This is a genomic window from Pseudomonadota bacterium (assembly GCA_018823285.1).
Taxonomy (GTDB): domain Bacteria; phylum Desulfobacterota; class Desulfobulbia; order Desulfobulbales; family JAGXFP01; genus JAHJIQ01.
The window spans coordinates 1-24,010 of the sequence record JAHJIQ010000071.1 but is presented as its reverse complement, the minus strand read 5'-3'; the positions used below and the strand labels follow the sequence as shown (position 1 = coordinate 24,010).

Annotated in this window: 24 protein-coding genes, 1 pseudogene and 2 riboswitches; of the genes and pseudogenes, 23 read left to right on the top strand and 2 right to left on the bottom strand. The window is 52.6% G+C overall.

Annotation, left to right across the window (positions count from 1 at the left end):
• The first annotated feature begins 254 nt into the window (after positions 1-254).
• From KKG35_15535 to KKG35_15440, 20 genes are all read left to right on the top strand, one after another.
• Positions 255-1,733, top strand: a complete 1,479-nt coding sequence (locus KKG35_15535) for a hypothetical protein (protein MBU1739540.1) — start codon at positions 255-257, stop codon at positions 1,731-1,733.
• Positions 1,734-2,442: 709 nt separating this feature from the next.
• Positions 2,443-3,426, top strand: a complete 984-nt coding sequence (locus KKG35_15530; protein ID MBU1739539.1) for a TRAP transporter substrate-binding protein — start codon at positions 2,443-2,445, stop codon at positions 3,424-3,426.
• A gap of 97 nt (positions 3,427-3,523) precedes the next feature.
• Positions 3,524-4,126 (top strand): TRAP transporter small permease, encoded by a 603-nt coding sequence (locus tag KKG35_15525; protein ID MBU1739538.1) that lies wholly within the window; start codon positions 3,524-3,526, stop codon positions 4,124-4,126.
• 1 nt (position 4,127) lies between these two features.
• Positions 4,128-5,432 (top strand): TRAP transporter large permease subunit, encoded by a 1,305-nt coding sequence (locus KKG35_15520; protein MBU1739537.1) that lies wholly within the window; start codon positions 4,128-4,130, stop codon positions 5,430-5,432.
• 249 nt (positions 5,433-5,681) lie between these two features.
• Positions 5,682-6,221, top strand: a complete 540-nt coding sequence (locus KKG35_15515) for a hypothetical protein (protein ID MBU1739536.1) — start codon at positions 5,682-5,684, stop codon at positions 6,219-6,221.
• Positions 6,222-6,228: 7 nt separating this feature from the next.
• A complete protein-coding gene (locus KKG35_15510) occupies positions 6,229-6,819 on the top strand; it encodes a hypothetical protein (GenBank protein MBU1739535.1) in 591 nt (196 codons plus the stop codon).
• 148 nt (positions 6,820-6,967) lie between these two features.
• Positions 6,968-7,624 carry a transposase gene (locus KKG35_15505; GenBank protein ID MBU1739534.1) on the top strand — a complete coding sequence of 219 codons (657 nt, stop codon included), beginning with the start codon at positions 6,968-6,970 and terminating at the stop codon, positions 7,622-7,624.
• A gap of 143 nt (positions 7,625-7,767) precedes the next feature.
• Entirely contained in the window at positions 7,768-8,031 is a 264-nt protein-coding gene (locus tag KKG35_15500; protein ID MBU1739533.1) for a hypothetical protein, read from the top strand.
• Between the two features lie 6 nt (positions 8,032-8,037).
• Positions 8,038-8,219: riboswitch (cobalamin riboswitch) on the top strand.
• A gap of 122 nt (positions 8,220-8,341) precedes the next feature.
• Positions 8,342-8,935 (top strand): histidine phosphatase family protein, encoded by a 594-nt coding sequence (locus KKG35_15495; protein ID MBU1739532.1) that lies wholly within the window; start codon positions 8,342-8,344, stop codon positions 8,933-8,935.
• Between the two features lie 11 nt (positions 8,936-8,946).
• A complete protein-coding gene (gene cobU / locus KKG35_15490; GenBank protein MBU1739531.1) occupies positions 8,947-9,486 on the top strand; it encodes a bifunctional adenosylcobinamide kinase/adenosylcobinamide-phosphate guanylyltransferase in 540 nt (179 codons plus the stop codon).
• Complete coding sequence (gene cobT / locus KKG35_15485) at positions 9,483-10,547, top strand: nicotinate-nucleotide--dimethylbenzimidazole phosphoribosyltransferase (protein MBU1739530.1); 1,065 nt, start codon at positions 9,483-9,485, stop codon at positions 10,545-10,547. The genes cobU and cobT overlap by 4 nt, the downstream gene beginning before the upstream one ends.
• 196 nt (positions 10,548-10,743) lie before the next feature.
• Positions 10,744-11,496 carry an adenosylcobinamide-GDP ribazoletransferase gene (gene cobS, locus KKG35_15480; protein MBU1739529.1) on the top strand — a complete coding sequence of 251 codons (753 nt, stop codon included), beginning with the start codon at positions 10,744-10,746 and terminating at the stop codon, positions 11,494-11,496.
• A 5-nt stretch (positions 11,497-11,501) separates the two neighbouring features.
• Positions 11,502-14,114, top strand: a complete 2,613-nt coding sequence (locus KKG35_15475) for a cobyric acid synthase (protein MBU1739528.1) — start codon at positions 11,502-11,504, stop codon at positions 14,112-14,114.
• A gap of 130 nt (positions 14,115-14,244) precedes the next feature.
• On the top strand, positions 14,245-15,189 hold the full coding sequence (cbiB, locus tag KKG35_15470) for an adenosylcobinamide-phosphate synthase CbiB (GenBank protein ID MBU1739527.1): 945 nt from the start codon (positions 14,245-14,247) through the stop codon (positions 15,187-15,189).
• Between the two features lie 160 nt (positions 15,190-15,349).
• Positions 15,350-15,640 (top strand): BrnT family toxin, encoded by a 291-nt coding sequence (locus tag KKG35_15465; GenBank protein ID MBU1739526.1) that lies wholly within the window; start codon positions 15,350-15,352, stop codon positions 15,638-15,640.
• Positions 15,612-15,854 (top strand): CopG family transcriptional regulator, encoded by a 243-nt coding sequence (locus KKG35_15460; protein ID MBU1739525.1) that lies wholly within the window; start codon positions 15,612-15,614, stop codon positions 15,852-15,854. Before KKG35_15465 ends, KKG35_15460 begins: the two co-directional genes overlap by 29 nt.
• A 60-nt stretch (positions 15,855-15,914) precedes the next feature.
• Positions 15,915-16,102: riboswitch (cobalamin riboswitch) on the top strand.
• A gap of 91 nt (positions 16,103-16,193) precedes the next feature.
• Entirely contained in the window at positions 16,194-17,534 is a 1,341-nt protein-coding gene (gene thiC / locus KKG35_15455; GenBank protein MBU1739524.1) for a phosphomethylpyrimidine synthase ThiC, read from the top strand.
• Between the two features lie 287 nt (positions 17,535-17,821).
• Entirely contained in the window at positions 17,822-18,070 is a 249-nt protein-coding gene (locus KKG35_15450; GenBank protein MBU1739523.1) for an AbrB/MazE/SpoVT family DNA-binding domain-containing protein, read from the top strand.
• Positions 18,055-18,384 (top strand): type II toxin-antitoxin system PemK/MazF family toxin, encoded by a 330-nt coding sequence (locus KKG35_15445; GenBank protein ID MBU1739522.1) that lies wholly within the window; start codon positions 18,055-18,057, stop codon positions 18,382-18,384. Before KKG35_15450 ends, KKG35_15445 begins: the two co-directional genes overlap by 16 nt.
• A gap of 17 nt (positions 18,385-18,401) precedes the next feature.
• Complete coding sequence (locus KKG35_15440) at positions 18,402-19,841, top strand: aminoacyl-histidine dipeptidase (GenBank protein ID MBU1739521.1); 1,440 nt, start codon at positions 18,402-18,404, stop codon at positions 19,839-19,841.
• A 99-nt stretch (positions 19,842-19,940) separates the two neighbouring features.
• On the opposite strand, the gene KKG35_15435 is transcribed toward KKG35_15440, so the two are convergent.
• Both KKG35_15435 and KKG35_15430 read right to left on the bottom strand, forming a co-directional pair.
• Positions 19,941-20,342, bottom strand: a complete 402-nt coding sequence (locus KKG35_15435; GenBank protein ID MBU1739520.1) for a type II toxin-antitoxin system VapC family toxin — start codon at positions 20,340-20,342, stop codon at positions 19,941-19,943.
• Complete coding sequence (locus KKG35_15430; protein MBU1739519.1) at positions 20,339-20,566, bottom strand: type II toxin-antitoxin system Phd/YefM family antitoxin; 228 nt, start codon at positions 20,564-20,566, stop codon at positions 20,339-20,341. Before KKG35_15430 ends, KKG35_15435 begins: the two co-directional genes overlap by 4 nt.
• A 349-nt stretch (positions 20,567-20,915) precedes the next feature.
• On the opposite strand from KKG35_15430, the pseudogene KKG35_15425 reads away from it, so the two are divergent.
• The 3 genes and pseudogenes from KKG35_15425 (at position 20,916) to KKG35_15415 (ending at position 23,667) form a co-directional block, all read left to right on the top strand.
• Positions 20,916-21,044, top strand: a pseudogene (locus KKG35_15425) (type II toxin-antitoxin system HicB family antitoxin).
• 130 nt (positions 21,045-21,174) lie between these two features.
• On the top strand, positions 21,175-22,350 hold the full coding sequence (locus KKG35_15420; protein ID MBU1739518.1) for an ATP-binding protein: 1,176 nt from the start codon (positions 21,175-21,177) through the stop codon (positions 22,348-22,350).
• A gap of 207 nt (positions 22,351-22,557) precedes the next feature.
• Positions 22,558-23,667, top strand: coding sequence for a Fic family protein (locus tag KKG35_15415; GenBank protein MBU1739517.1), 1,110 nt, complete (start codon positions 22,558-22,560; stop codon positions 23,665-23,667).
• The last annotated feature ends 343 nt before the right edge of the window (positions 23,668-24,010 follow it).

The window sequence follows — 24,010 nt, the reverse complement described above, 5'->3', positions numbered from 1 at the left end:
ACGGCGTTATGGATGTAGCAATTTCAGGGCCACCACCTCCATTTTTTATTGGATGTGGGCTTCCGGTTTATGTGTCTCAGTGACTTTCCTGATTCAGTGAAGACCACGAGGAAATGTCTCTCCAGGGAGATACATAACGGAGGCTCTGCAGTGATACCATATGGTAGCATGTTACGCAAGAGTAACGATACTAAACGGTAACATCAAGGGGTGGTGGTTAAAGGCGTAACAGTCTGAAATTAAAGGATAAAATATTGTTGGCATGTATCGTGCTTTTTTATCGCTGTGAAATATTGCCACTCGATGTTCCGGGAGTAAGGTGTTGCCTGTGGAAGAAGGTTTCTGTGCGGCAAGTTCGTATTGGGCCGGGATTGCTGGTGAAATTAAACAAGGAAAGAGGAGATATTCGTATGAGAAGAGTTGTGGGTGTGACGGTCTTAGGGTTGATTGTTTTGCTGATGGGGGCAGGGGGTGTAAATGCGGCCAGTGATTGCGCGGGGTGTCATCAGGAAAAAAATCCCGGCATGTACATGCAATGGAAAAACTCCAAACATGGTCAGAATGATGTCGGCTGTATTGATTGTCACCGGGCTGACCAGAATGATGTTGATGCATTTGAGCATCATGGCGCAACGATTGCCACTCTGGTGACGCCAAAAGATTGTTCAAGGTGTCATGAGAAAGAAGCGCAGCAGACCATGAACTCCTATCATTCCCATGCAGGTGAGATTCTGGAGTCCAACGATGCTTATCTTGCTCATGTTGCAGGTGGTAATCCTGTTGTGATTACCGGTTGCGCGACCTGCCATGGCGGAAAAGTCAAAATAGATCCCAATGCGCCGAATAAGCTTTCAAGTGAAACCTGGCCAAATTCGGGTATCGGCAGGATCAATCCTGATGGTTCTAAAGGCGCTTGTAATGCCTGTCATTCCCGGCATTCTTTCTCGGTAGAACAGGCCAGGCAGCCCGAAAACTGTGGGAAATGTCACCTGGGACCAGACCATCCGCAGAAAGAGATTTATGAGGAATCCAAGCACGGCATTGCCTATTATGCTCATAAAGACAAATTGAACCTGGATAAGGATGCGTGGGTGGTTGGTAAGGACTATTATGAGGCTCCGACCTGCGCGACCTGCCATATGTCCGCGACCAGGAACATGCAAATTACCCACGATGTTGGCGACCGTATCTCCTGGACCTTGCGGCCGCCGGTCTCCAAGCATAAAGATAATTGGGAGGCCAAGCGGGGGAGTATGAAGGATGTTTGCTTGAATTGTCATCAGGAGCGCTTTGTTGACGGTCACTATTATCAGTATGATGCTCTGGTGGAGCTTTACAATGAGAAGTTTGCCAAGCCTGCAGGGGTGATCATCAAAATGGTCAAAGATAAAGGTTTGCTGGAGCGCAATGCCGCTTTCTCAAACGAGATCGAATGGGAGTACTGGGAGCTTTGGCATCATGAAGGTCGGCGGGCGCGTATGGGTGCGGCCATGATGGGGCCGGATTATACCTGGTGGCATGGAATCTATGATGTGGCCCATAACTTCTATTTCAAATTGATCCCTTCGGCCCTGCATTACAACGATCCGGAAATCAATGCCTATATCAACAAGATGCTGACCGAAGACGATATGCACAAATGGATTAATACGCCGACTGCCAAGTTGAAAGAGTCTATCAGGAGCGGTGAGCTGCAGAAGGTTTATGAGGGCTTGTTTAAAAAGAATATGTAACAGCCGGTTGTTTTCCAAAATCAAAAAGGCCGTCTCTTTCGAGGCGGCTTTTTTGATTTTTAGGATTTGCTTAAGCAGAAGGTTTAATTGAATAGGACTCTTTGTGTGTCTGTGTTTGAAGTTGTTGAGGTGGTTCAGTGTATGTCCTTTATGCGGGTCATTGTAACCGAACGGTATCGGTTGTAGAAAGATTGTTGTAACCATATGGTATCAACATCGTGAGTGCTATATCGGTAAGTGATTGAAATCATTGCAATAGAGGTTTTGGCACGGTCTATGCTTGAATAAATAGTCGAACGAAGTATTGGTGGTCCCCCCCTAACCACCAGGTTCACCGCTTAATCTTTTTTACTCTTTCCCCTTCCCCTGAAGCCGGGACTCCTAATCAGGATGTCCCGGCTTTTCTTTGTCTGCTGAATGAAAAGCGCGACAAGAATCACTGCGGTCTTGGCTGGATAGTGTTAACGTGCTGATATCAATAATCTTTCTTTTCATGGTTCTTGATGCGTCCAGACACAGAGTGGTATCAGGGGTCCCTTTTTTCATTTACTTTTTACCGATTGGGATATAAAAATTTATACATCGCTATTCGTTCTGGATTAAGATTACGGACTGAAGGCATAGGGGTAGACCGGTATCTTAAAATGATTCAACTGCTTAGGAGGTTTCTCGCATGAAGAGTAACGGAAAGTTGATTTCTAGGTTGGGCATGATGTTTGCGGTCGCTGCAGTTTTCCTGTTCACGGTCAACGGTCAGGCCGCTGCCGGACCGATCAAGATCCGGTTCTCCCATGTGGTTGCGCAGAACACTCCGAAAGGGCAGGCGGCGGATATGTTCGCCAAACTTGCCAATGAGAGGCTGCAAGGCAAGGTTGAAGTCCAGGTTTTCCCCAACAGCCAGCTCTATGATGACAACAAGGTGCTCGATGCCTTAAGCACCGGTTCGGTTGAGATGGCGGCGCCTTCGACTGCCAAATTCACCTCCTGGGTTCCGCAGCTGCAGCTTTTCGACCTGCCCTTCCTGTTCAAGAACCGGGATGTGCTCTATGCCACCATGGATGGCGAGGTTGGGCAGAAAATGTTCCGGATGCTGGGCAAGAAGAACATGCTCGGCCTGACCATGTGGGACAACGGATTCAAGCAGATCGGCAACAGCAAGCACGAGATTCGCACTCCGGCGGATGTTGCCGGCCTCAAATACCGGATCATGTCTTCCAAGGTCCTTGAGGCACAGTTCAAGGTAGTGGGCGGCAACCCGCTGGTCATGCCGTTCTCCGAGGTGTACTCCGCTCTGGAGCAAGGGGTGATTGACGGCCAGGAGAACACCTGGTCCAACATGTACAGCAAGAAGATGCATGAGGTACAGAAGTATATCACCGAGAGCGACCATGGCTATCTCGGCTACACCGTGGTGACCAACGCCCAGTTCTGGAACTATCTGCCACCTGACGTGCGGACAGAGCTGGAGGCGATCATGAAGGAAGTGACCGCCTGGATCAGGGTCAACGGAGAGAAAATAAACCAGGAGGCCAAGGCCAGCATCATTGCCGCCGGCACCACCAAGGTTACAGAGCTGAGCGAAGCCGAGAAAGACGCCTTCCGGGCGGCATTCAAACCGGTCCATGATGAGTTCCGTGAGATTATCGGCGGCGATATGATTGATGCGGTTTACAAACTGAACGCGGCGAAGTAAAACATCGGCAACAGTTTGCAGTACCGGGGGGGGCATCTCAAAGAGTTGTGGGAAGCCCCTTCGGGAACTTCCCTACAAAAATCGGCAGGATGGGATAATGGAACAGGAGAAAGCCACGATCATCGATCGGATTGAGGAGGTTCTGATCTCGGTCCTGCTTGGAGCTGCTACGGTTCTGGTTTTTGCCCAGGTGGTGGCCCGCTATCTCTTCAACAAGGGGATTACCTGGGCGCCGGAGCTGGTGCAGCATTTTTTCCTGTGGACCGTTATGATCGGCGCCTCCTATGGTTTCAAGCACGGCGTCCACCTGGGTGTTGACGTGCTGATGAAAAAACTGCCGCAGGCCCGGCGGCGCATGATGGCCTTGCTCGCGGTGGTGGTTTCCCTCGGTTTTACCGGTTATATGGCCTATCTCTCTTTCTATTACGTCCTCGGCAGCTACCGGATGAACCTGATCACTGTGGATCTGCAGATTCCCCAGTGGATTCCGCATCTGGCGTTGCCTCTCGGGTTTTTCATGATCTCAATCCGCCTGGCGCAGGTATTCTGGTGGATCCATATCGGCCGCATGATCAATGTCTCGACCAGCGGCGAGCTTGACAACGATGAAATTGAAGACATTACCAAAGAATACTACCCGCCCGGACATCCCACCACCGAAGAAGATCATCAAGAGAAGATAAGCAAGCAGGAGGCCTGATATGGAAGCGGCAGTCATCTTCATCGTTCTTGCGGTCCTCCTTCTCCTGGGGGTGCCTATCGCCATCTGCCTCGGGCTTTCCGCCGGCGTCTATCTGCTGCTCTTTTTCCCGATTCCCGAGTGGACCAACACCACCACTGTTCTGGCCGGTATTCTGCCGAACAAGTTTTCGGCGACCATGGAGCATTTTACGCTCATGGCCATTCCCTTTTTCATTTTAAGTTCCAATTTTCTGTCGACCGGCGGGGTGGCGAGGAGGATTGTCCGTTTCGCCAACTGCCTGGTCGGCTGGCTGCACGGCGGCCTGGCCATGGCCGGGATCATGGCCTGCATTCTTTTTGCCGCGGTATCCGGCTCCAGTCCGGCCACGGTGGTGGCTATCGGTTCGATCATGATCCCCGGGATGCTTGAGGCCAATTACTCCAAGCGGTTCGCGGTGGGCTCCATTGCCACCGCCGGCAGTCTCGGCATTCTCATTCCGCCCTCCATCGTCATGATCGTCTATGCAGTGGCAACCGAGCAGTCGGTTGGCAAGATGTTTATCGCCGGCATTCTTCCCGGCCTGATGCTCGGAGCCATGCTCCTCGCCGTGACCTGGATCACCGCAGTGAGAAAGGATATGCCGCGGCAGCCGATGCCGACCCTGAAAGAGGTGTGGAGCTCCTTCTGGGAGGCTTTCTGGGGGCTGCTGCTGATCGTGATGATCATCGGCGGGATCTACGGCGGTATTTTCACCCCCACCGAGGCGGCGGCCGTGGCGGCGGTCTATTCGGCGGTTATCGCCCTCTTCGTCTATCGTGACATGACTTTCCGGGACATCCCCCATGTCCTCCTGGAATCGGCCAAAATGACGGCCATGCTCCTTTTTATCATCTCCTGCGCGATGATCTTCGCCCATGTTCTGACCATGGAGCGGATCCCTCAGGATATCGCCGAGTGGCTGGTGGCGCGGGATATGTCGTGGTGGATGTTCCTGCTGATGGTGAATGTCATTCTCTGGTTCGCCGGAGATTTCATGGAGCCGTCGTCGATCATCCTGATCCTCGCGCCGATTTTCTTCCCGATCGCCATGGCCCTCAAAATCGACCCGATCCACCTGGGCATCGTCATGACCCTGAACATGGAGGTCGGGATGATCACCCCGCCGGTGGGTTTGAACCTCTACGTCGCTTCAGGGCTTTCCGGGCTGAGCCTCGAAGAGGTGACCAAAGCCTCATTGCCATGGATGGCGGTCATGATCGTGGCCCTGCTGCTGGTCACCTACATCCCTTCCATCAGCCTTTTTCTGGTGAACCTGCTGTATTAGTAATGTCCTGGAACGAGAGAACTGTTTTTTGTGAGAATTTTAGGGGATGATGGGATGAACTATCCTTTTTTTTGCTTATTTTAGGGGGTTGGTTTTGCGGAAAAAAGGGCGGCAACTTCAGGTGAGTATTCGGCTTTTCTCAAGCAGTACCAAAAAGAGTTGCCAGGAGATAACGCAATAGCGCAAGCCTGACCCCGGTTCTACACCATCACCTCCGCCAACCGCAACACCGTTTTGCCGCAGCTCCAGTTGGATACGGATACGATCACCGATATCATCAATGCGGTCAATGCCGGTAAGGAGGTAACCGTTTCCAAAACCAATATCGATTTCAACGGCTGGACCGGCTGCGGCTACATCGCCTTTGACACGGACACCGGCGGCGGGGTGTACATGGTCAGTGGTGGGTTGAATGGTGGTATTGTACTAGCTCAAACTACGTATAAGCTATATTTAGTAAATTTATATTTAACAGGGAATATAGCAAAATTCACGATAGGGAAAAGCCTGTCAGGTATTCTGGGCACTTTTGTGACAATTGTTAAAGGTGTATGTGATATTTATGAAATTTTGAAAGGAAATTTGACTGAAAGCCAGCGAACATGTGTGAAGTTAGCTATAATTGGTTTTATGACTCTTAGCTTAGCTGTCATATGGTGCTCATTTATTTTTGTACCGTTTCTTGGGTCACTAATGGTGAATCCAGTAGCTTCAATTTTTATAAAAATGGCAATGAAGAAAATTTTAGAAAAAGTTAAGGATGTTGCGATAAAAGAATGCTTAGTGTGAATCACTAGTGAAAAATAAGGTTATGATATTCTCTCCATTGCTGGAAAGAAGGTTGGTAATCAATAAGCTGCCTTTTGAATACTCATGGAGCAATAGAAGACTCAAGGAGTTTGTTGCAATATTATTCTCTTTAGTAGTTTTGTACTGTTTTCCGCAGATGTTGATAATCATCATGGTTAAGAGTAAAAACAGTGCATTTGGTATGGATCGTATGGTTGTGTTTGGTTTTGGATTTGTTGCAATCCTGCTTTCATTGTTTCTATTTATTCATGGGATACTTAACGTATCGACTAAATACCGTATCAAATTCGATAGTGAAAACATTACATGGTGCAAAGAAGTTTTATTTATAATTGTCTACAAATGGAGAGAAAGGTTGAGTGACTATCAAGGGCTAAAGATTAATGAAGAAAATCGTTCGACCTTTAATCCAATAATTGAGGATGCTTCATCTGTACCGAAAAGTGTTTTTGTTGTTTCCTTGATACATAAAACAGATGAACGGAAAAATATTGTTTTGTATGAGACTGAGCTCAAATCTGCTTCTGACACTAAAGCCAAAAATTATGCCGGCTTGTTTGGTTTAAAGGTGATTTAGGTCAGCAACGAATCCGGTAAAATATGGTGACATAATACTAATTAATCTAAAATCTAATCCGGTAAAATATGGTGACATAATACTAAAATCTGGTGACATAATACTAATTAATCTTGTTGGTTTCTCTCTCAGTTGTTAGAGTACCTTGATGACACGCATAGCACGAGTAGTCCTTCCTGGCTATCCCCACCACATAACCCAACGGGGTGTTCGATCCATGCCGGTGTTTTTCACTGATGATGACCGGGATGAGTATCTTCGTTTGCAAAGGGAGCAGGGCGAACGCTTTGGGGTGAAATTTATCTCATATTGTCTGATGACGAATCATGTTCATCTGGTAGCCATCCCTGAAGATGAAACAGGTTTGGCAAGAGCGATCGGAGAAGCTCACAGACTATATACCCGCCGGATCAATTTCCGTGAGAAAGTAAGAGGCTATCTCTTTCAGGGCAGATTTTTTTCCTGTCCTCTAGATGGTTCATATTTGATATCTGCAGTCCGTTATGTAGAAAGAAATCCAGTCCGGGCAAAAATGGTCAAACATGCTTGGGAGTATGAGTGGTCAAGCGCAGCGTATCATGTCGGGATCAAGAATGAAGATGTGCTTGTTACAGATAGTGATTTGCTGAAGGAGATAGATGATTGGCGGTTGTATTTATCAGGAAACGACAAGGACATCGAAGAGCTCAGGCTTAACACTCGGACAGGTCGCCCAGCAGGCGGTGAAGGATTCATAGCAAAAGCAGAAAGGATTGTCAGCAGGGTTTTACATCCTGGTAAAGCGGGACGTCCGAAAAAGAATTAATATTATGTCGCCATATTTATGTCATACATCCTGGTAAAGCGGGACGTCCGAAAAAGAATTAATATTATGTCGCCATATTTATGTCATGTCGCCATATTTATGTCGAGATTTATGTCTAATGTCGCCAGATTTATGTCACGTGGATGGCGGTGATGATCGTGGCCCTGCTCCTCGTTACCTACATCCCTTCTATCAGTCTTTTTCTTACTGGGACGAGAGAACTGTTTCTGGAGAAAATGTGGGGAATGGGTGTCGATTATTTTTTTCTCAAACCGATGGACCATCGCCAGGTCTGTCGTGTGGTCAGGAAAGTACTGGACCGGAAGAGAGGGGCTGCAACTGTAAATGAGTCGGTTTCTATCGGTCCTGCGATTCATGCTGCTTCTGATGCCTTGACCGACATCTGAAAATTTTGTAAGAAGGATCTTTCAGGCGCTCGAAAGAGCTTAAAAGGGAACCCGGTGGAAAATCCGGGACGGGCCCGCCGCTGTGACCGGGGACCGAAGCCGCTTATGCCACTATCTTTTGAGATGGGAAGGTGCGGTGGAGGAATGATCCGGAAGTCAGAAGACCTGCCTGAAAGTTTTTGACCAATCTCCCGTGGACAAGGAGAGAGTCAACTTTTTCGAGGATAACAGGGCGTCCCCGGAGCGAATGTGTAAGTTCGATCCGCGGGCGCTTTTTTTGTGGTCGAAATTCTTCCGAGTATGAAACGTTATGGCGAAAAAACTGTTGCTGGTCAGACATTGTGCAACATCTCCTGAGTTCTATGGGAAATTCATAGGCGCTTCCGAGGTCGCTCTCGGGCCGGATGCACCTGAACAGGCTTCCCGTCTGGCCGGGGTGATCGCCGGGGAGAAGCCCGATCTTGTTTTCTGCAGTCCTCTGAGCCGGGCGAGAAAGACTCTGGAGCTGATGCATCAGGATCGGCTGACCGGCAAGATGATGATCGAGCCTGATCTGCGGGAGATTGATTTCGGGCGATGGGAAGGAAAGTCTTTCGAGGAGATAACCGAGGTGGATTCCGAACTGGTCCGGCGCTGGTCGGCGTGGTCTCCCGATTTCACCTTTCCGGAAGGGGAAGCGGTGAAGGATTTCCTGAAAAGGGTCCACCGGGTTGCCGACCGGCTGGCTTCACTGGAAAAGAATGTGGTGCTGGTTGTTGCCCACGGCGGGGTCATCCGGGCGATGATCTGCCATCTTTTGCGGATGCACCCGCAAAACTATCTGTTGTTCGATGTGAAACCGGCCCGTCTGACGGTGATTGATATGTTCCCCGAGGGTGGGGTGTTGTCGGGTCTTAATCTTTAAGGGGGATGTAAGTGGCTGAAATTATTCTGATAACCGGTGGGGCGCGTAGCGGCAAGAGCCGCCATGCCCAGCAGCTTGCCGAGAAGCGGAAAGGGAAAAGGCTCTTCGTCGCCACCTGTCCGGTTACCGATGATGAGATGCAGCAGCGGATCGAGCGGCACCGGTTCGACCGGGAGGATTGCGGCTGGCAGACCATCGAGGAGACCGTCGATCTGCAGGGTGTTCTGAACGGGAACCGTGAGTACGAAGTGGTCCTGATCGATTGCCTGACCCTCTGGATCAATAATCTCCTGTTCACCGATGCCGGCAACAGTCTTGATGATGAGGCGCTCAAAGAGAGAGTTCGCGGGATTCTGGAAGCGGCGGTGATCAGACCGGGAGTGGTGATTCTGGTCACCAACGAGGTGGGGATGGGAATCGTCCCGGAAAATCTGCTTGCCCGCCGCTATCGTGATCTGGTCGGCCGCTGCAACCAGGAGGTCGCAGCTGTGGCCGATAAAGTGGTTCTAGTGACCTGCGGCATACCAATGACTGTAAAGGAGAAAAGATGAGTCTGCTTGACGAAACGATACAATCAATCACCGGTCAGGACCAGACCTGGCGGGACAAAGCCAAAGCCCGTCTCGACCAGCTGACCATGCCGCACTGGGCCCTTGGCCGTCTGATGGACCTGGCCCTCGATCTGGCCGGGATGACCCGATCCATGACTCCGCCGGTCGCCCGCAAGGCGGTGCTCGTGCTGGCGGGCGACCACGGGGTGGTTGCCGAGGGAGTCAGCAAGTTCCCGCAGGAGGTGACCCCCCAGATGGTCGGCAATTTCGTGAATGGCGGGGCCGGGATCAATGCCCTGGCCCGGCAGGTGGGAGCCGAGGTGAAGGTGGTGGATCTGGGTGTCGCCGCAGATATCAGCGCCATGACGAAAAAGGGATTGGTCATCGACAAGAAGGTTGCGCCCGGCACGGCCAATATGGCGAAAGGCCCGGCCATGACCAGGGAGCAGGCGAGGGCCGCCATCGAGGCCGGGATCGAAGTCGTGAGAAGCATGGAAAATGAGATCGACCTCTTCGGCACCGGTGATATGGGGATCGGCAATACCACCCCGAGTACGGCAATTGTTTCAATCATTACAGGCACTTCGGTGGCAGATGTCACCGGCCGGGGCACCGGCCTGGATGACGCCCAGCTGGACCACAAGATCAAGGTAATCGAACAGTCCCTCGCGGTGAACAGGCCGGATGCGAGTGATGGCCTTGATGTGCTGGCCAAGGTCGGCGGCTTTGAGATCGGCGGCATTGCAGGAGTGATCCTCGGCTGCGCAGCCTGCAAAAAACCGGTGCTGGTGGACGGTTTTATCTCCACCGCCGGGGCGCTCATTGCCCACAGTTTGGCTCCTGCCTGCCGTGAATATATGATTGCCTCGCACCGCAGCGTTGAACAGGGCCATCGGGTCATGCACACGCATCTCGGGCTCGAGCCCCTTCTCGATCTGAACCTGAGACTTGGCGAGGGCACCGGAGGCGCGCTGGCCATGAATATCGTGGAGGCGGCGAGAAGGGTCCTGACCGATGTGGCGACCTTTGAAGAGGCAATGGTCTCCGGAGCGGATAAATAGCAGCGGCGTTGTAAAAAGCCGATCTGCTGCGTCGCATCGGGTATGTGAAATGCTCGACATACTGAAGTATGCCTGCGCTTTCACAACGCCACTGCTCCTTGTATATCAACTTTTTTCACCCTTCGGGTATAAGTTTCGTACGAGCAGACAAGCTGCTCAACTCAGCTTTACCTGGCCGCTGCCAATGATTGTTTTTATGAATAATTTCAAGTGCATAAAAGGTCTGTTTGCGGCCATTCGTTTTTTGACGGTGCTGCCTGTGCCGGGAAAAATCGGGGTCGAAACCGACGATCTTGCCGGAAGTCTGGTCTGGTTTCCGGTGGTCGGGCTTCTGATCGGTTTGATTTCCGGCGGGTTGTTGTATCTGGTGGCACCGCTGATGCCCGCTTCTCTGGCGGCAGTTCTCGCGGTTGCCCTGCTCGCCGTTTTCTCGGGCTGTCTGCATCTCGACGGGGTTGCCGATTGCGGCGACGGGTTTTTCAGTTCCCGGCCCCGGGAGAGAATCCTTGAGATCATGCGGGACAGCCATATCGGCGCCATGGGGGTGATCGCCATTTTTTTTGTACTGGCCGTCAAGGTTTCCTCTCTGATGGTGGTTTCTTCCGGAGAGCTGTGGAAAATAGTTTGTATCATGCCGGTTGCCGGGCGGGCCGGGATCATCCTGATGATGAACCTTCTGCCCTATGCCCGGCCCGACGGTGGTCTGGCGACCGTTATGTATGGCCGGAAGAGGATTGAGCATCTGCTCTGGGCCCTGGCGCTCCTGTTTCTGGCGGGGTGGTTTATCGCCGGGACAACCGGGCTTTTGGCTGCCGCTGATGCGATGGTTCTGCTGCTGGTGTTATCCTATTATGTCCATCTCAAGATCGGCGGCGCTACCGGCGATACCCTTGGCGCGGCCTGTGAATTTTCCGAGGCGGCTTTTGCCGCGATTTTCGTCTGCCTTTAGATACGATGACGATTTCAGTGAAAGAGACGAATCACCTGGCCGCACATGGCGGAAATCTTCGGGCCCTGGCTTGTAAAGCCGGGTGCGCTGTCGATGAAATCCTTGATTTCAGCGCCTCCATCAATCCCCTTGGCCCGCCGGAAGAACTCCGGCAGATCATCAGCCGCAGTGTCGGGAATCTGGCCTGTTATCCCGATCCTCATGCCGGGAGTCTGTTGGCGCATCTTGCTGGAATCCTTGGTGTGGAGAAGGATCAGCTCCTTGCCGCCAACGGCTCCACCGAAATTATCTATGCCCTGCCGCGGGCACTCGATGTGAAACGGGCGGTGGTCCCGGTCCCGTCGTATTCCGATTACCGGCGGGCGGCCGAACTTGCCGGGCTCAAAGTTCTCAGTCTGCCCCTCGTTGCTGAAGACGGGTTTCGGGTGGATTTTGCCGCCCTTGCCGGATCGATCCAGAACGGCGACCTCGTTTTTCTCGGCCGGCCGAACAACCCGACCGGGGTTTCCTTTGCCCATCGCGATCTCCTGGAGCTCGTCGACAAATTTCCCGGAATATACTTTGCGGTGGACGAGTCGTTTTATGAATTTATCGAGGGTGAAAGCGGTCTGATCTCAAAAAAGATGGTTCCGAACCTGATCGTTTTCCGTTCCCTCACCAAGTTTTATGCCATTCCCGGGCTGCGGCTCGGTTTTGCGGTGGCAGCCCCGGAGGTTGCGGCCCGCCTTCGTGAACAGATCCTGCCTTGGACGGTGAATGGAATCGCCCAGGCGGTCGGGGAAAAGATTGTCGGCGATCCGGAATATGGAGCGGCGAGCCGCGGTTTTATCGAGGAACGGCGCAACGAGCTTTTTGTTAATATTAATAATATCAATTGTTTAAGTGCTGTAAAAGGGGATGCGAATTTTCTGCTGATCAGGTTGCAGGCAGAGAGGACCGCTCAGGAATTGGCCGATCGTCTGCTGAAAAATCACCGGATCGCGATTCGGGTCTGTGAAAATTTTTCCGGACTCGATGATACCTACTTTCGGGTTGCAGTCAGAAGTCGGGAAGATAACGACCGACTCTGCGCAGCGTTGACCGGAGAACTTGTGCCGGGGAGGCAGGTGGGCAAAAAAGCCCGCGGAACTCCGGCCCTGATGCTGCAGGGCACCTCGTCGAACGCCGGCAAATCGGTGCTCACCGCGGCCCTCTGCCGGATCTTTCTCCAGGATGGATACAACGTTGCGCCTTTCAAGGCGCAGAACATGTCGCTAAACTCCTTTGTCACCAGAAAGGGCGAGGAGATGGGCCGCGCCCAGGTGGTCCAGGCCCAGGCGTGCCGGCTCGACCCGGATGTGCGGATGAACCCGGTGCTTCTGAAACCGTCATCCGATGTCGGCTGCCAGGTGATCGTCAACGGATTTCCCATCGGCAATATGAAGGCAGATAACTATATCCGCTATAAAAATGAGGCGAGAGTGGCCGCCCATGCGGCCTACGATTCCCTGGCGGCGGAGCATGACCTCATCATTCTGGAAGGGGCGGGGAGCCCGGCCGAGGTCAATCTGAAAAAGCACGATATCGTCAACATGGGCATGGCCCGTCACGCCGGTTCGCCGGTGCTGCTGGTGGGCGACATCGACCGGGGCGGGGTCTTTGCCTCCTTTATCGGCACCATGGAAGTGATGGCCGAGTGGGAGCGGAAGCTGATCGCAGGGTTCGTGGTGAACCGGTTCCGGGGGCTGGAGTCACTCCTTGATGACGCCTTCCGCTATACCGAGGAATTCACCGGCAGGCCGGTCTTGGGCACGGTGCCGTATGTCAGGAATCTCGGCCTGCCGGAAGAGGATTCGGTGAGCTTCAAGGGGGGGCTCTACGATCAGGTGAAACCCTCTGGCGACCATGTGACGATCGGCCTGATCGATCTCCCCCATATCTCCAATTTTACCGACGTCGAACCGTTTCTGGCCGAGCCGGATGTCCATCTCCGGATCATCCGCACCGCTTCGGAACTGGTGGCGTCCTCTCCTGAACTTTCCGCCCTGATCCTGCCGGGCAGCAAGAACGTGATCAGCGATCTCGCCTACCTCCGGAAAAGCGGGCTCGCCGACCGGATCACTGCTCTGGCCGGGGAAAGGACCCTCGATATCATCGGGATCTGCGGCGGCTTCCAGATGCTGGGGACAAAGATCGGCGACCCCCATAAGATTGAATCCGACGGTGGAGAGATTGACGGCCTTGGCCTCCTGGAAGTGATCACCACCCTGGCCCCCGAAAAGACCCTGACCCGGCAGACCGCCCTGCATTTGCCGTCACATCTGAAAGTCCATGGCTATGAAATCCATCATGGCCGGACCAGTTCAACGCTGGCGAGCGCCCTGCGGTTCGATGGCGGCGGTACGGACGGCGCCGTCTCGCCGGATGGCCGGATCTGGGGCAGCTATCTGCACGGCATTTTCGATGACGATCCTTTCCGGCGCTGGTTTATCGATATGCTGCGCAGTTCCCGCTGTCTGCAGCCCCTTGGAACGGTGGTTGCCCCCTACGATCTGGAACCGGCCTTTGACCGTCTGGCCGCGGTGGTCCGGGAGGGGATGGATATGAAAAAAATCTACCGGATTCTGGGGTTGAGATGATCTTTCATTTTGCCGACCCAATATTTTTCGATTTTGTCATTGCGAGGAGAGTATCGACGAAGCAATCCATTGATCGATTCGCAGGGAAAAGATTGCTTCGCTTTGCTCGCAATGACAGGGGTGGCACGGAATGAGCCTTGAGTTACAGATCGTCCTGGCCCTGCTGCTGGATTCGCTGTTGGGTGACCCCCGTTGGCTACCGCATCCGGTGCGGATGATCGGCTGGCTGGCCATGAAGAGTGAGGGTTTCTTCCGGGAGATTATCCCCCACGAAAAGACGGCGGGAATTGCGACCGTGCTTGCTGTTCTCTCGATCAGCGGTTCGGCGGGCTGGTGGCTGATCCATTTGGCCGGGAGGTATCACCCGCGGGCGGTGGATATGGTTTCGATCCTGATCCTCTATACCTGTTTTGCCGCCCGGGATCTGATCACTCATAGTAATGATGTCCATGACGCTTTGCAGAAAGGTGATCTGGCAGAGGCGAGGCTGCGGGTCGGGATGATCGTCGGCCGGGATACCATGACTCTGGATGAAGGTGAAGTGGTCAGGGCGACGGTGGAGAGTGTGGCGGAGAACACGGTGGATGGGGTGACGGCGCCCCTCTTCTGGGCGGTTGTCGCAGGCCCGGTCGGGGCTCTGGTTTACAAGGCGATCAACACCCTGGACTCCACCTTCGGCTACAAGAATGAGCGGTATCTCCATTTCGGCTGGGCGGCGGCGAGGCTGGACGATCTCGCCAACCGGCTGCCGGCAAGGTTGACCGGGATCGTGATGGTTGTTGCCGCCCGGTTCTGCCGGTTGTCGGCACCGAATGCCTGGCGGATTTTCCGGCGGGACCGGAACCGGCATGCGAGTCCCAATTCAGGGCAGAGTGAGGCCCCGATGGCCGGGGCGCTCGGGATCCAGCTTGGCGGGATCTCCTCCTATTTCGGGAAAATTGTGAAAAAACCGACCCTCGGTGATGCCCTGAACCGGCCGGAACCGTTTCATATCGACCAGGCCAACGCGCTGATGATTTTGACCACGGCTTTCGTGGCAGTGATTTTGCTCGGGGTCCGGTTGATTATTCTGTAAGCAATGATGTTCCTTCGACAAGCTCAGGGTGAGTGGGGATTGGTGTTTTGATAACCTTGGCACATGTTGTCATTGTGGATGTAGCTAGCGGTCGATAAGCCATAAAATATGCCATATTTACATATTGCCATTTCACCCATTGTGCTGCTACAATCAAATCATGAAAAAGGTAACGTTCGAGTGGGATAAATCCAAGAATCAAGATAACCAAGAAAAGCATGGGGTTTCATTCGAACTTGCCCAATGTGCGTTTGCCGATACACATCGTGTAATTGCAGAAGACATATCCCACAGCCAAGATGAAAAAAGATACTACTGTTTTGGCCAGGTGGGAGAAGGTGTTATCACAGTGCGCTTCACATATCGGGACAACAAAATACGCATCATTGGTGCCGGGTATTGGCGTAAAGGGAGGAAAATTTATGGCGACCAAAACAAAAAGAAAAATTAATTACACTGACGAACCATTAGGCGAAATTCGAGTTGTTGATGACTTTTTGCCATCACCAGAAGAATTGGTGTTTAAAGAAGACAATGTCAAAATCACTATTACGCTGAGTAAAACCAGTATCGACTTTTTCAAAAAAGAAGCCAAAAAGCATCATACTCAATATCAAAAGATGATTCGTCGTCTTCTCGACGTTTATGCTGAACATCATATGTAAGATAAAAGATTCGTTTGCAACCAAGTCGAGCGGGACGCCTACCGGCTCCCCTTACTTAAAACTGTTTTAACCTGCTCTGGTGCCGGGCTGTTTGCCTGGTGAAAAGGGAATCCCGTGCGAATCGGGAGCGTTGGGCCGGCGCTGTAATCGGGGACCGGTATCGCATCATGTCACTGTCGAAAGACGGGAAGGCGCGGTATCGGGTTGATCCGGGAGTCAGAAGACCTGCCAGGGAAATATATTAATAATTTCGGTGGCTTAGCCCAAGTGATCCGCATCGGCATTGTGTGCCGGTGCGGATTTTTTTATGCCCCGGAGAGAAAAAGAAAGGAGAAGGCAATGAAGACACAGCTTGAGCTGGCCCGTGATGGCGTGATCACCGCACAGATGACCCGCGTCGCAACAGAGGAAGGGTTTGAACCGGAAGTGATCCGGGCCCGACTGGCCCTGGGGGAAATCGTGATTCCCAATAACCCGAACCGGCCGCAGCAGAAGGTGGTGGGGATCGGCCGGGGGTTGCGGACCAAGGTTAACGCCTCCATCGGCACCTCGTCGGATATCTATGACATTGAACTGGAGAAAAGAAAGGCGCGGATTGCCGAGGAGGAAAAGGCGGATACCCTGATGGAGCTATCCACCGGCGGCGATCTCGATCTGGTTCGGCGGGAGGTCCTGGCGTGCTGCAATCTGCCGGTGGGCAACGTGCCCCTGTACCAGGCCTTTCATGATGCGGCGAAGAAGTACAAAAACTCGGACAAGCTCGATCCCGAGTATCTGTTTGAACTGATTGAGCGGCAGCTTGAAGACGGCATGTCGTTCATGGCCATCCATTGCGGGATCAACCGTTTCAGTATCGAGCGGCTGCGCAAGCAGGGCTATCGCTACGGCGGGCTGGTCTCCAAGGGCGGCACCTTCATGGTCTCCTGGATGGAGAACAATAACCGGGAAAACCCGCTCTATGAGCAGTTTGATCGGGTCTGCGGGCTGATGAAGAAATATGACGCGGTGTTGTCGCTCGGGAACGGCATTCGCGCAGGCGCGATCCACGACAGCCACGACCGGGCCCAGATGGCCGAGATGATCATTAACTGCGAGCTTGCCGAACTGGGGCGCGAGATGGGCTGCCAGATGATGGTGGAGGGCCCGGGCCATGTGCCGCTTGATGAGATCGAGGGCAATATCATGCTGGAAAAACGGATGAGCGGCAACGCCCCCTATTATGTGCTCGGCCCGTTACCGGCCGACAGTGGCGCCGGGTACGACCATATCACCGCCGCGATCGGCGCGGCCAACTCCGCCCGCTACGGCGCGGATCTGATCTGCTACATCACCCCGGCCGAACACCTGGCCCTGCCCAATGAATCTGATGTTCGTGAAGGGGTGCGGGCCACCCGGCTTGCCGCCCGGATCGGCGATATCGCGAAATACCCTGACCGGCGTGAGCATGAGAAGCAGGTGGCGCTTGCCCGCCGCGACATGCGCTGGGACGATCACATGAGTTTATTGATGTTCCCGGAAAAGGCCAAAGAAGTGCGGGCCAGCCGCACTCCGTCTGATAGCCAGACCTGCACCATGTGCGGGGATTTCTGCGCCATGCGCCGTGGCTCGGCCCTGTTCGAGAATGATCTGAAGGGGGATAAAATCTCCCCGGAAATGCAGTGTCCGAAAGAGGCGGCCTGATAGAGATTCGCGAGAAAAGGGATATGTATTTGCTGCATGTCCCTTTTTTTTACCCATGCGGGACACGATCATCCTCCAGGACCAAATGGATATCCCTGAATCCGTGAGCGTTCGAGAGCGGCACAGATGCCAGGCGACGACGATGTTGATAATACATATGGTCTGTGAAAAGGACCAGCGGTCGGGAAACCGGTCATTCCATCTCGATTGCTCTAAAAAATACATTTGACATAAATTGCCGTCGGTAATTACAATGTGGGTATAAATAATATTTGCGAGGTGGTGAAATGAAAGCGGCAATAATAAAAATCGGCAATTCCCAAGGATTGCGCATTCCAAAACCAATTATTAAACAATGTGGGTTTAATCAAGAAGTGGAACTCGAAGTCCACGACAACGAACTCATAATCAAATCAGCAAGTCATCCTCGCCAAAATTGGGAAAAAGCATTTAAAACAATGACCCGAAATGGAGACGATAAATTGATCGAAAGTCCTGAAACAAAATGGGGCGAGGAAGAATGGGAATGGAAATAAATCGTTTTGACGTATTCCTTGTCAATCTTGACCCAACGGTTGGTCACGAGATCAAAAAAACAAGACCTTGCCTCGTTATTTCACCTGACGAGATGAATCGTAATATCTCTACGATGATTATTGCCCCCATGACAACAAAAGGAAGGAGTTACCCGACCAGAATACCATGTTCGTTTCAGGGCAGGAGTGGACAGATAATTCTCGACCAAATCCGCACGATAGACAAAGAAAGGCTCGTAAAGAAATTAGGCGTTATCAGTAAAAGTGCACGGGCAAAAACCCTCAGAGTGCTGCAGGAATTATTTGCGGAATGATCATGGTCTCTGAAAGGATGGATTTATTTCATACGGCACTTGATTATTTTGCAGAGATCAGCGCAGTGCCGCGCTGTTCCGGAGCGGAAGAGCGGGTCAGATCTTTTTTCTGCGACTGGGCGGTTGGGCAGGGTTATGAATACCGGATCGATCGGGTCGGCAACCTCTTGATCAGGGTGCCGGCAAGCGCCGGTTTCGAGAGAAAGGACACGATCATCCTGCAGGGCCATATGGATATGGTCTGTGAAAAAAACGAAGGAAGCAATCACGATTTCAGTAAGGATCCGATCCGCCTTTTCACGGAGGGCGACTGGCTGAAGGCGCGCGGGACGACTCTTGGCGCCGACAATGGCATCGGCCTCGCCATCGCCATGGCCGTTGCCGTCGATAAAGAAGCAATCCGTCCGCCCCTGGAGCTTCTTTTTACCGTCGATGAAGAAACCGGTCTCACCGGCGCATCCGCCCTGACTCCGGACTTTTTTTCCGGCCGAATCCTGATCAACCTCGATTCGGAAGATGAGGGCGTGTTTACCGTCGGCTGCGCCGGCGGCCGGGACAGCGAGATAATTCTGCCGATTGAACATGAACCGGCTCCCGGCGATTCAACTTTTATTTCAATCAAGGTCCAGGGACTTGCCGGTGGTCATTCCGGGGTCGATATCAATCAACAGCGGGCAAATGCGATTGTCGTGCTGGCGCAACTTCTGAACGGTCTTGCCGGGGAGATGGAGTTTTTGCTCGCCTCGATCTCCGGCGGCAGCGCCCACAACGCCATCCCCCGCGAGGCGCGGGTGGTTCTCGCCATTTCCGGTCCGGCAGAAGTGGCAGGAGAAGAGATCAAAAGACTTGCCGAGAGCGTGCGTGGCAGTTACCCAAACGAGCCGGGGCTCGCGATCACCTGTGAGAATCTTTCTTCACTGCCCAAAGCTGTCTATGCAAAAGCCTCTTCAGCCGCTACCTGTAAACTGCTCGCCGCCTCTCCGCACGGAGTGATTGCGATGTCTGCTGAAGTTCCCGGCCTGGTGGAAACCTCGGTGAACCTTGCCACGATCAGGGAAAAGGAAGGGGGCGTGGCGCTGCTCTTCAGTCAGCGCAGCGACCGGGAAGAGGGCTTACGCCTGGTCGCCGCAAAGCTTGAGGATTTATCAGAAAGGGCTGGGGCATCAATCACCACCTCCACAGGGTACCCCGGCTGGCGGCCGGATTTTAACTCCGAACTTCTCTCCCGCAGCAAAGGTGTCTATCGGAAACTTTTCGACCGGGAGCCGAAGGTCGAAGTCATTCACGCCGGTCTCGAATGCGGCCTCATCGGCGCTGTTGCACCAGAGATGGACATGATCTCCCTCGGCCCGACCATCGAGAACCCTCACTCCCCAAGAGAGCGGCTGCATATCCCTTCGGTTGAACGAATTATCCGTTTCCTGACCACACTTCTGTCAGCTTTCTGCCGTGAATAATGAGTAAAAAGGGAAGGTGTTGATTCTGCAAGCAGCGCTCATTTAGTGGTCGGCATTCCCAGTTCGATCTAATGGGTCTTGCGATCATCACTGGTGCGGTCATTCTCGGGCATCAAAGGTGCTGAGCGGTTTGGCCCAGTTCAGAATCTTTTCGTCGGCGGTTATAAGGGTGGCCGGATTTTCCATGGCGGTCGCCACAATGATCCGGTCGGCCGGGTCACCATGAAAGTCCAGCAACTGACCGGCGTGGAGGGCAATAGCACCGTGGATCGGGATTTCGATTAAGCCTTGTTCGAGCAGGTTCAGCCGCCAAGCCTGCAGGTCCATCTTGATTTGAACCCGTTTCTTCTGGACCAGCATGGCGATTTCCCAGAAACTGATAGCCGATATGGTCAGTTTTCCTTCCTGCAGGGCCTGATCAATGAGAACACGGGACTTTTCTCCCAGGTTGCCGGTTCCTTCGTCCAGCCAGATCAGAACATGGGTATCTATCAGGATCATTTCTCGGCATCCCAGGCAATACCCAACGGTTCAATCAGATTGTCGCTACTGGAAACGACTCCGCGATGCAGGCCGAAAAGACTCTTTGACGGGGTGCGAAACGGCACCAGCCGCGAAACAGGCTTGCCGTTCTTGGTGATGACGACTTCCTCCCCGGACTGGTTGACCTGATCCATAATGGCCAGACACTTTGCCTTAAAAACTGAGGCCTTGATTGTTTGCATATTGAATCCTTGATTTCTCTTTTCTTTGCCGTACCGCGAAAATTGATGATTTCGCAAAAAGTCAAAATCGACCAACCAACTGGGCTAACGATACATCAATTGATGAGTAGGCACTGTCCGTCGTTCCAGCGGCTTTTTGCGAGGGCGACAAAATTTAGTCCCAATGAAACCATAGTCATTTCCATGGTCATGTTCAAGAAAATTGTGCTTCTCAAAATAAAAATGGGGTTGCGGGACGGGATCTGGGCTTGAAAATGGGAGCTCTGCCGGTCGATATGCCCACCAGTTAAGCCCATTTTGGAATTTGGTCCGGAATTCGCAACAGCCTGTCGGTGTCCAAGGTGAGCCGATGCGCACATTTACCGCAGTCGTGCCTAAAGAAGAGACTCTCTATGTGGCGGAATGCCCAAAAGTGGGAACGGCCAGCCAGGGGGAGACCATCGAGGAAGCGGTGAGAAATCTGCAGGAAGCGACGGATTGTGTCTTGAGGAATTTGACGACGGTCCGCCACCTTCCGCTTTTTTTACCGGGCAAATGGCTTGACAACCTGGCGGGCGACCGCTATTTTGCAAAATGAAGATTAAATCGTCAATTTGCAAGGTGCCCGAATGATTCCCAGAAAATTAGCCGATTACGCCAAGTTCATCGCTACCAGGTATCCGGTGGTGACCATCACCGGGCCGCGCCAGTCCGGCAAGACCACCTTGGCCCGGGAGGTTTTCGCCGACAAGGCTTACGTCAATCTGGAAAACCCGTTGACTCGGGAATACGCCACCGACGACCCGGTGGGATTCCTGAATCAGTTCCGGGGCGGGGTCGTTCTGGACGAGATCCAGCGTGCCCCGGAACTTCTTTCGTTTATCCAGGTCCGGGCCGACGAGCTTACGGAAAACGGATTCTTCATCCTGACCGGAAGCCAGCAGTTTGAGTTGCTGCACTCGATCAGCCAATCCCTGGCCGGGCGGACGGCGCTCTTGAAATTGCTGCCCTTCAGCGTCGAAGAACTCCTGCCGTATTATCCGAAGCTGGGGATCAACGAGTTGCTGCACCGGGGGTTCTATCCCAGGATATACGATCAGGACATTCCTCCCAGTCAGGCCCTGGGCGATTATTTCGAGACCTATGTCGAAAGGGACTTGCGGCAGTTGGTCAACGTCCATAACCTGGGGCTGTTCCAGAAATTCGTGCGGCTCTGCGCCGGACGGGTGGGACAGATCCTGAATCTGCACAGCCTGGCCAACGATACAGGCATATCCCATAGTACCGCGCGTCAGTGGCTGACCGTGTTGGAGGCGAGTTACATCGTTTTCCTGCTGCCGCCCTACCATGCCAATATCGGCAAAAGGTTGATCAAGTCACCGAAGCTCTATTTTTACGACGCCGGCCTGGCCGCCTGGTTGTGCGGAGTCGAGGAAGCCATCCACCTTTCCAGCCACCCCCTCAAGGGGCACTTCTACGAGAATCTGGTCGTCATGGAATTTCTGAAATACCGTTACAACAGCGGCAAGAGGAGCAATCTTTTCTTCTTCCGCGACAGCACCGGCAATGAAGTGGATCTGCTCTACACGGTCGGTCATCAGGTGCTGCCCATTGAGATCAAGGCCGGGGAAAGTATTTCGGCCGATTACTTCAAGGGCCTGCGAACTTTTGCCAAGTTTTTTCCGGAGCACAATCTTGGCCAGATCCTGGTCTACGCCGGAGCGGAGAATCAGCAACGCAGCGGGGTCGAGGTCATCAGCGTCTTCGATGTCGCACCAACCCTGGCTCGGATGGAGGATGCTTGACGCCCTTCGCCCTTCGTGACCCCTTCGCTGCGTAGAGGCGATAAATCAACCCACATTGCTATAGCAGATGATCCGTTAGAGGGAGGATCGTTGAGATAATGAATAACCTAAGATCGTCCCTCTCCAAGATCGTCCCTCTCCATATCACCATCAAAAACAGGATACGATTATCTTGTGTATTCATATACAAATTGATACGATTAGCGCATGCAAACGAATCATTGGATATGGCAACACCGCAACTGGCCAGCGTTTTCGTATGATGCTAAGGTTTTGCTTGCAGACATAGTCGCTGTTTCTCGACTGGCCGGCAGATTGGATATCATCTATCGTACCCTGAACAACGAAGAACAGATGACCGTTCAGGAGCAGGTGCTGGCGGATGATGCCATGGAAACATCTGCCATCGAGGGAGAAGTCCTTCGCCGCAGTTCAGTTCGGGCATCGATCCGCAGGCGACTTGGTCTGACGGGAGATTGCCCGGAGTGGGACGCCCGGGCGGACGGCCTTGTTTCCGTGCTGCTTGATGCCCGAAGCAGGCAGCGTCGGCCATTAACTGAAGAAAGACTTTGCGGCTGGCAGGCAGCCCTGTTTCCTTCCGGCTATTCAGGGCTGACAAAGATTCGGGTCGGGTGCTATCGCGGCGAAGAGGAAATGCGGATTGTGTCCGGCCCGCTCGGCAGGGAGAAGGTTCATTACATCGCTCCTCCACAAGAAATCCTGGCCAAGGAGATGGATCAATTTCTCTTCTGGGTCAACAGCAACAATGAACAGGAGCCCCTGATCAAGGCAGGAATCACTCACTTGTGGTTTATTATGATTCATCCTTTTGACGATGGTAACGGACGAATCGGCAGAGCCATTACCGATTACCAACTTGCGGAAAGCTATCCGGCAGTCATGCAGCTTGCCTCCTTCTCCAAGCATATCAATATGGACAGAAAAGGGTATTATCGTATTCTGGAGTCTGCAGGTAAAGACGGACTGGATATAACCGATTGGCTTCAATGGTTTCTTCAGACCCTGAAAACCGCCATCCATGAATCGGAATGGGTCGTTGAAAGAGTTGCCCTGAAGGCTGATTTTTGGCAGCAACATATGAACACTTCCCTCAATGCAAGACAACAGAAAGCAATCAACCGGCTGCTGGATGCCGGAGAAAGATTTGCAGGAGGCATGACAACCAGAAAATATGCCGGAATGACGAAATGCAGTAAAGTGACAGCCAGTCGAGACTTAAGTGATCTTGTCGCAAAACATATTCTGCAAAAATGTCCCGGAAAGGGAAGAAGCACAAGTTACGAACTTTGTCTTTGAGAAAGAGCCTCATGCAAAAATCCCAATTTGTCATTCCCGAGGCAGTAATCGGGAATCCAGTTCTTCGATAAATAAAGCTCCCCGCAGCAGATAGCATATAACGTGAAACTTTTTGTTTGTTTGAAAAAAGAAGCAGGTTTCCATTGACTTGAGCTTGTTAATATCCAGCGGTTAAAAGTCAAACGGAGGCCCTTTTCTAGCAAAAACCCGTGCCCGGATTGATCCGAGCCACGAAATAATTTTAACAAACCCGCTTGGTCGGTTAGATTGGTCAAAGATCTAATCTGTGGTCTTAATCTGGGAGATGTCGATTAAGAATGATTGGTTTGTTTATGGTTTTTTT

Excerpts from the sequence above, each read along its gene's own strand:
- KKG35_15475 (MBU1739528.1), top strand. The coding sequence starts at position 11,502 with ATGACGATTTCAGTGAAAGAGACGAATCACCTGGCCGCACATGGCGGA.
- cobS (MBU1739529.1), top strand. The coding sequence starts at position 10,744 with ATGAATAATTTCAAGTGCATAAAAGGTCTGTTTGCGGCCATTCGTTTT.
- KKG35_15495 (MBU1739532.1), top strand. The coding sequence starts at position 8,342 with ATGGCGAAAAAACTGTTGCTGGTCAGACATTGTGCAACATCTCCTGAG.
- KKG35_15415 (MBU1739517.1), top strand. The coding sequence starts at position 22,558 with ATGCAAACGAATCATTGGATATGGCAACACCGCAACTGGCCAGCGTTT.
- KKG35_15430 (MBU1739519.1), bottom strand. The coding sequence starts at position 20,566 with ATGCAAACAATCAAGGCCTCAGTTTTTAAGGCAAAGTGTCTGGCCATT.
- KKG35_15440 (MBU1739521.1), top strand. The coding sequence starts at position 18,402 with ATGGATTTATTTCATACGGCACTTGATTATTTTGCAGAGATCAGCGCA.
- KKG35_15445 (MBU1739522.1), top strand. The coding sequence starts at position 18,055 with ATGGGAATGGAAATAAATCGTTTTGACGTATTCCTTGTCAATCTTGAC.
- KKG35_15420 (MBU1739518.1), top strand. The coding sequence starts at position 21,175 with ATGATTCCCAGAAAATTAGCCGATTACGCCAAGTTCATCGCTACCAGG.
- cbiB (MBU1739527.1), top strand. The coding sequence starts at position 14,245 with ATGAGCCTTGAGTTACAGATCGTCCTGGCCCTGCTGCTGGATTCGCTG.
- KKG35_15460 (MBU1739525.1), top strand. The coding sequence starts at position 15,612 with ATGGCGACCAAAACAAAAAGAAAAATTAATTACACTGACGAACCATTA.
- KKG35_15525 (MBU1739538.1), top strand. The coding sequence starts at position 3,524 with ATGGAACAGGAGAAAGCCACGATCATCGATCGGATTGAGGAGGTTCTG.
- KKG35_15450 (MBU1739523.1), top strand. The coding sequence starts at position 17,822 with ATGAAAGCGGCAATAATAAAAATCGGCAATTCCCAAGGATTGCGCATT.
- cobT (MBU1739530.1), top strand. The coding sequence starts at position 9,483 with ATGAGTCTGCTTGACGAAACGATACAATCAATCACCGGTCAGGACCAG.
- KKG35_15520 (MBU1739537.1), top strand. The coding sequence starts at position 4,128 with ATGGAAGCGGCAGTCATCTTCATCGTTCTTGCGGTCCTCCTTCTCCTG.
- KKG35_15435 (MBU1739520.1), bottom strand. The coding sequence starts at position 20,342 with ATGATCCTGATAGATACCCATGTTCTGATCTGGCTGGACGAAGGAACC.
- KKG35_15505 (MBU1739534.1), top strand. The coding sequence starts at position 6,968 with ATGACACGCATAGCACGAGTAGTCCTTCCTGGCTATCCCCACCACATA.
- KKG35_15465 (MBU1739526.1), top strand. The coding sequence starts at position 15,350 with ATGAAAAAGGTAACGTTCGAGTGGGATAAATCCAAGAATCAAGATAAC.
- KKG35_15530 (MBU1739539.1), top strand. The coding sequence starts at position 2,443 with ATGATGTTTGCGGTCGCTGCAGTTTTCCTGTTCACGGTCAACGGTCAG.
- thiC (MBU1739524.1), top strand. The coding sequence starts at position 16,194 with ATGAAGACACAGCTTGAGCTGGCCCGTGATGGCGTGATCACCGCACAG.
- KKG35_15500 (MBU1739533.1), top strand. The coding sequence starts at position 7,768 with ATGGCGGTGATGATCGTGGCCCTGCTCCTCGTTACCTACATCCCTTCT.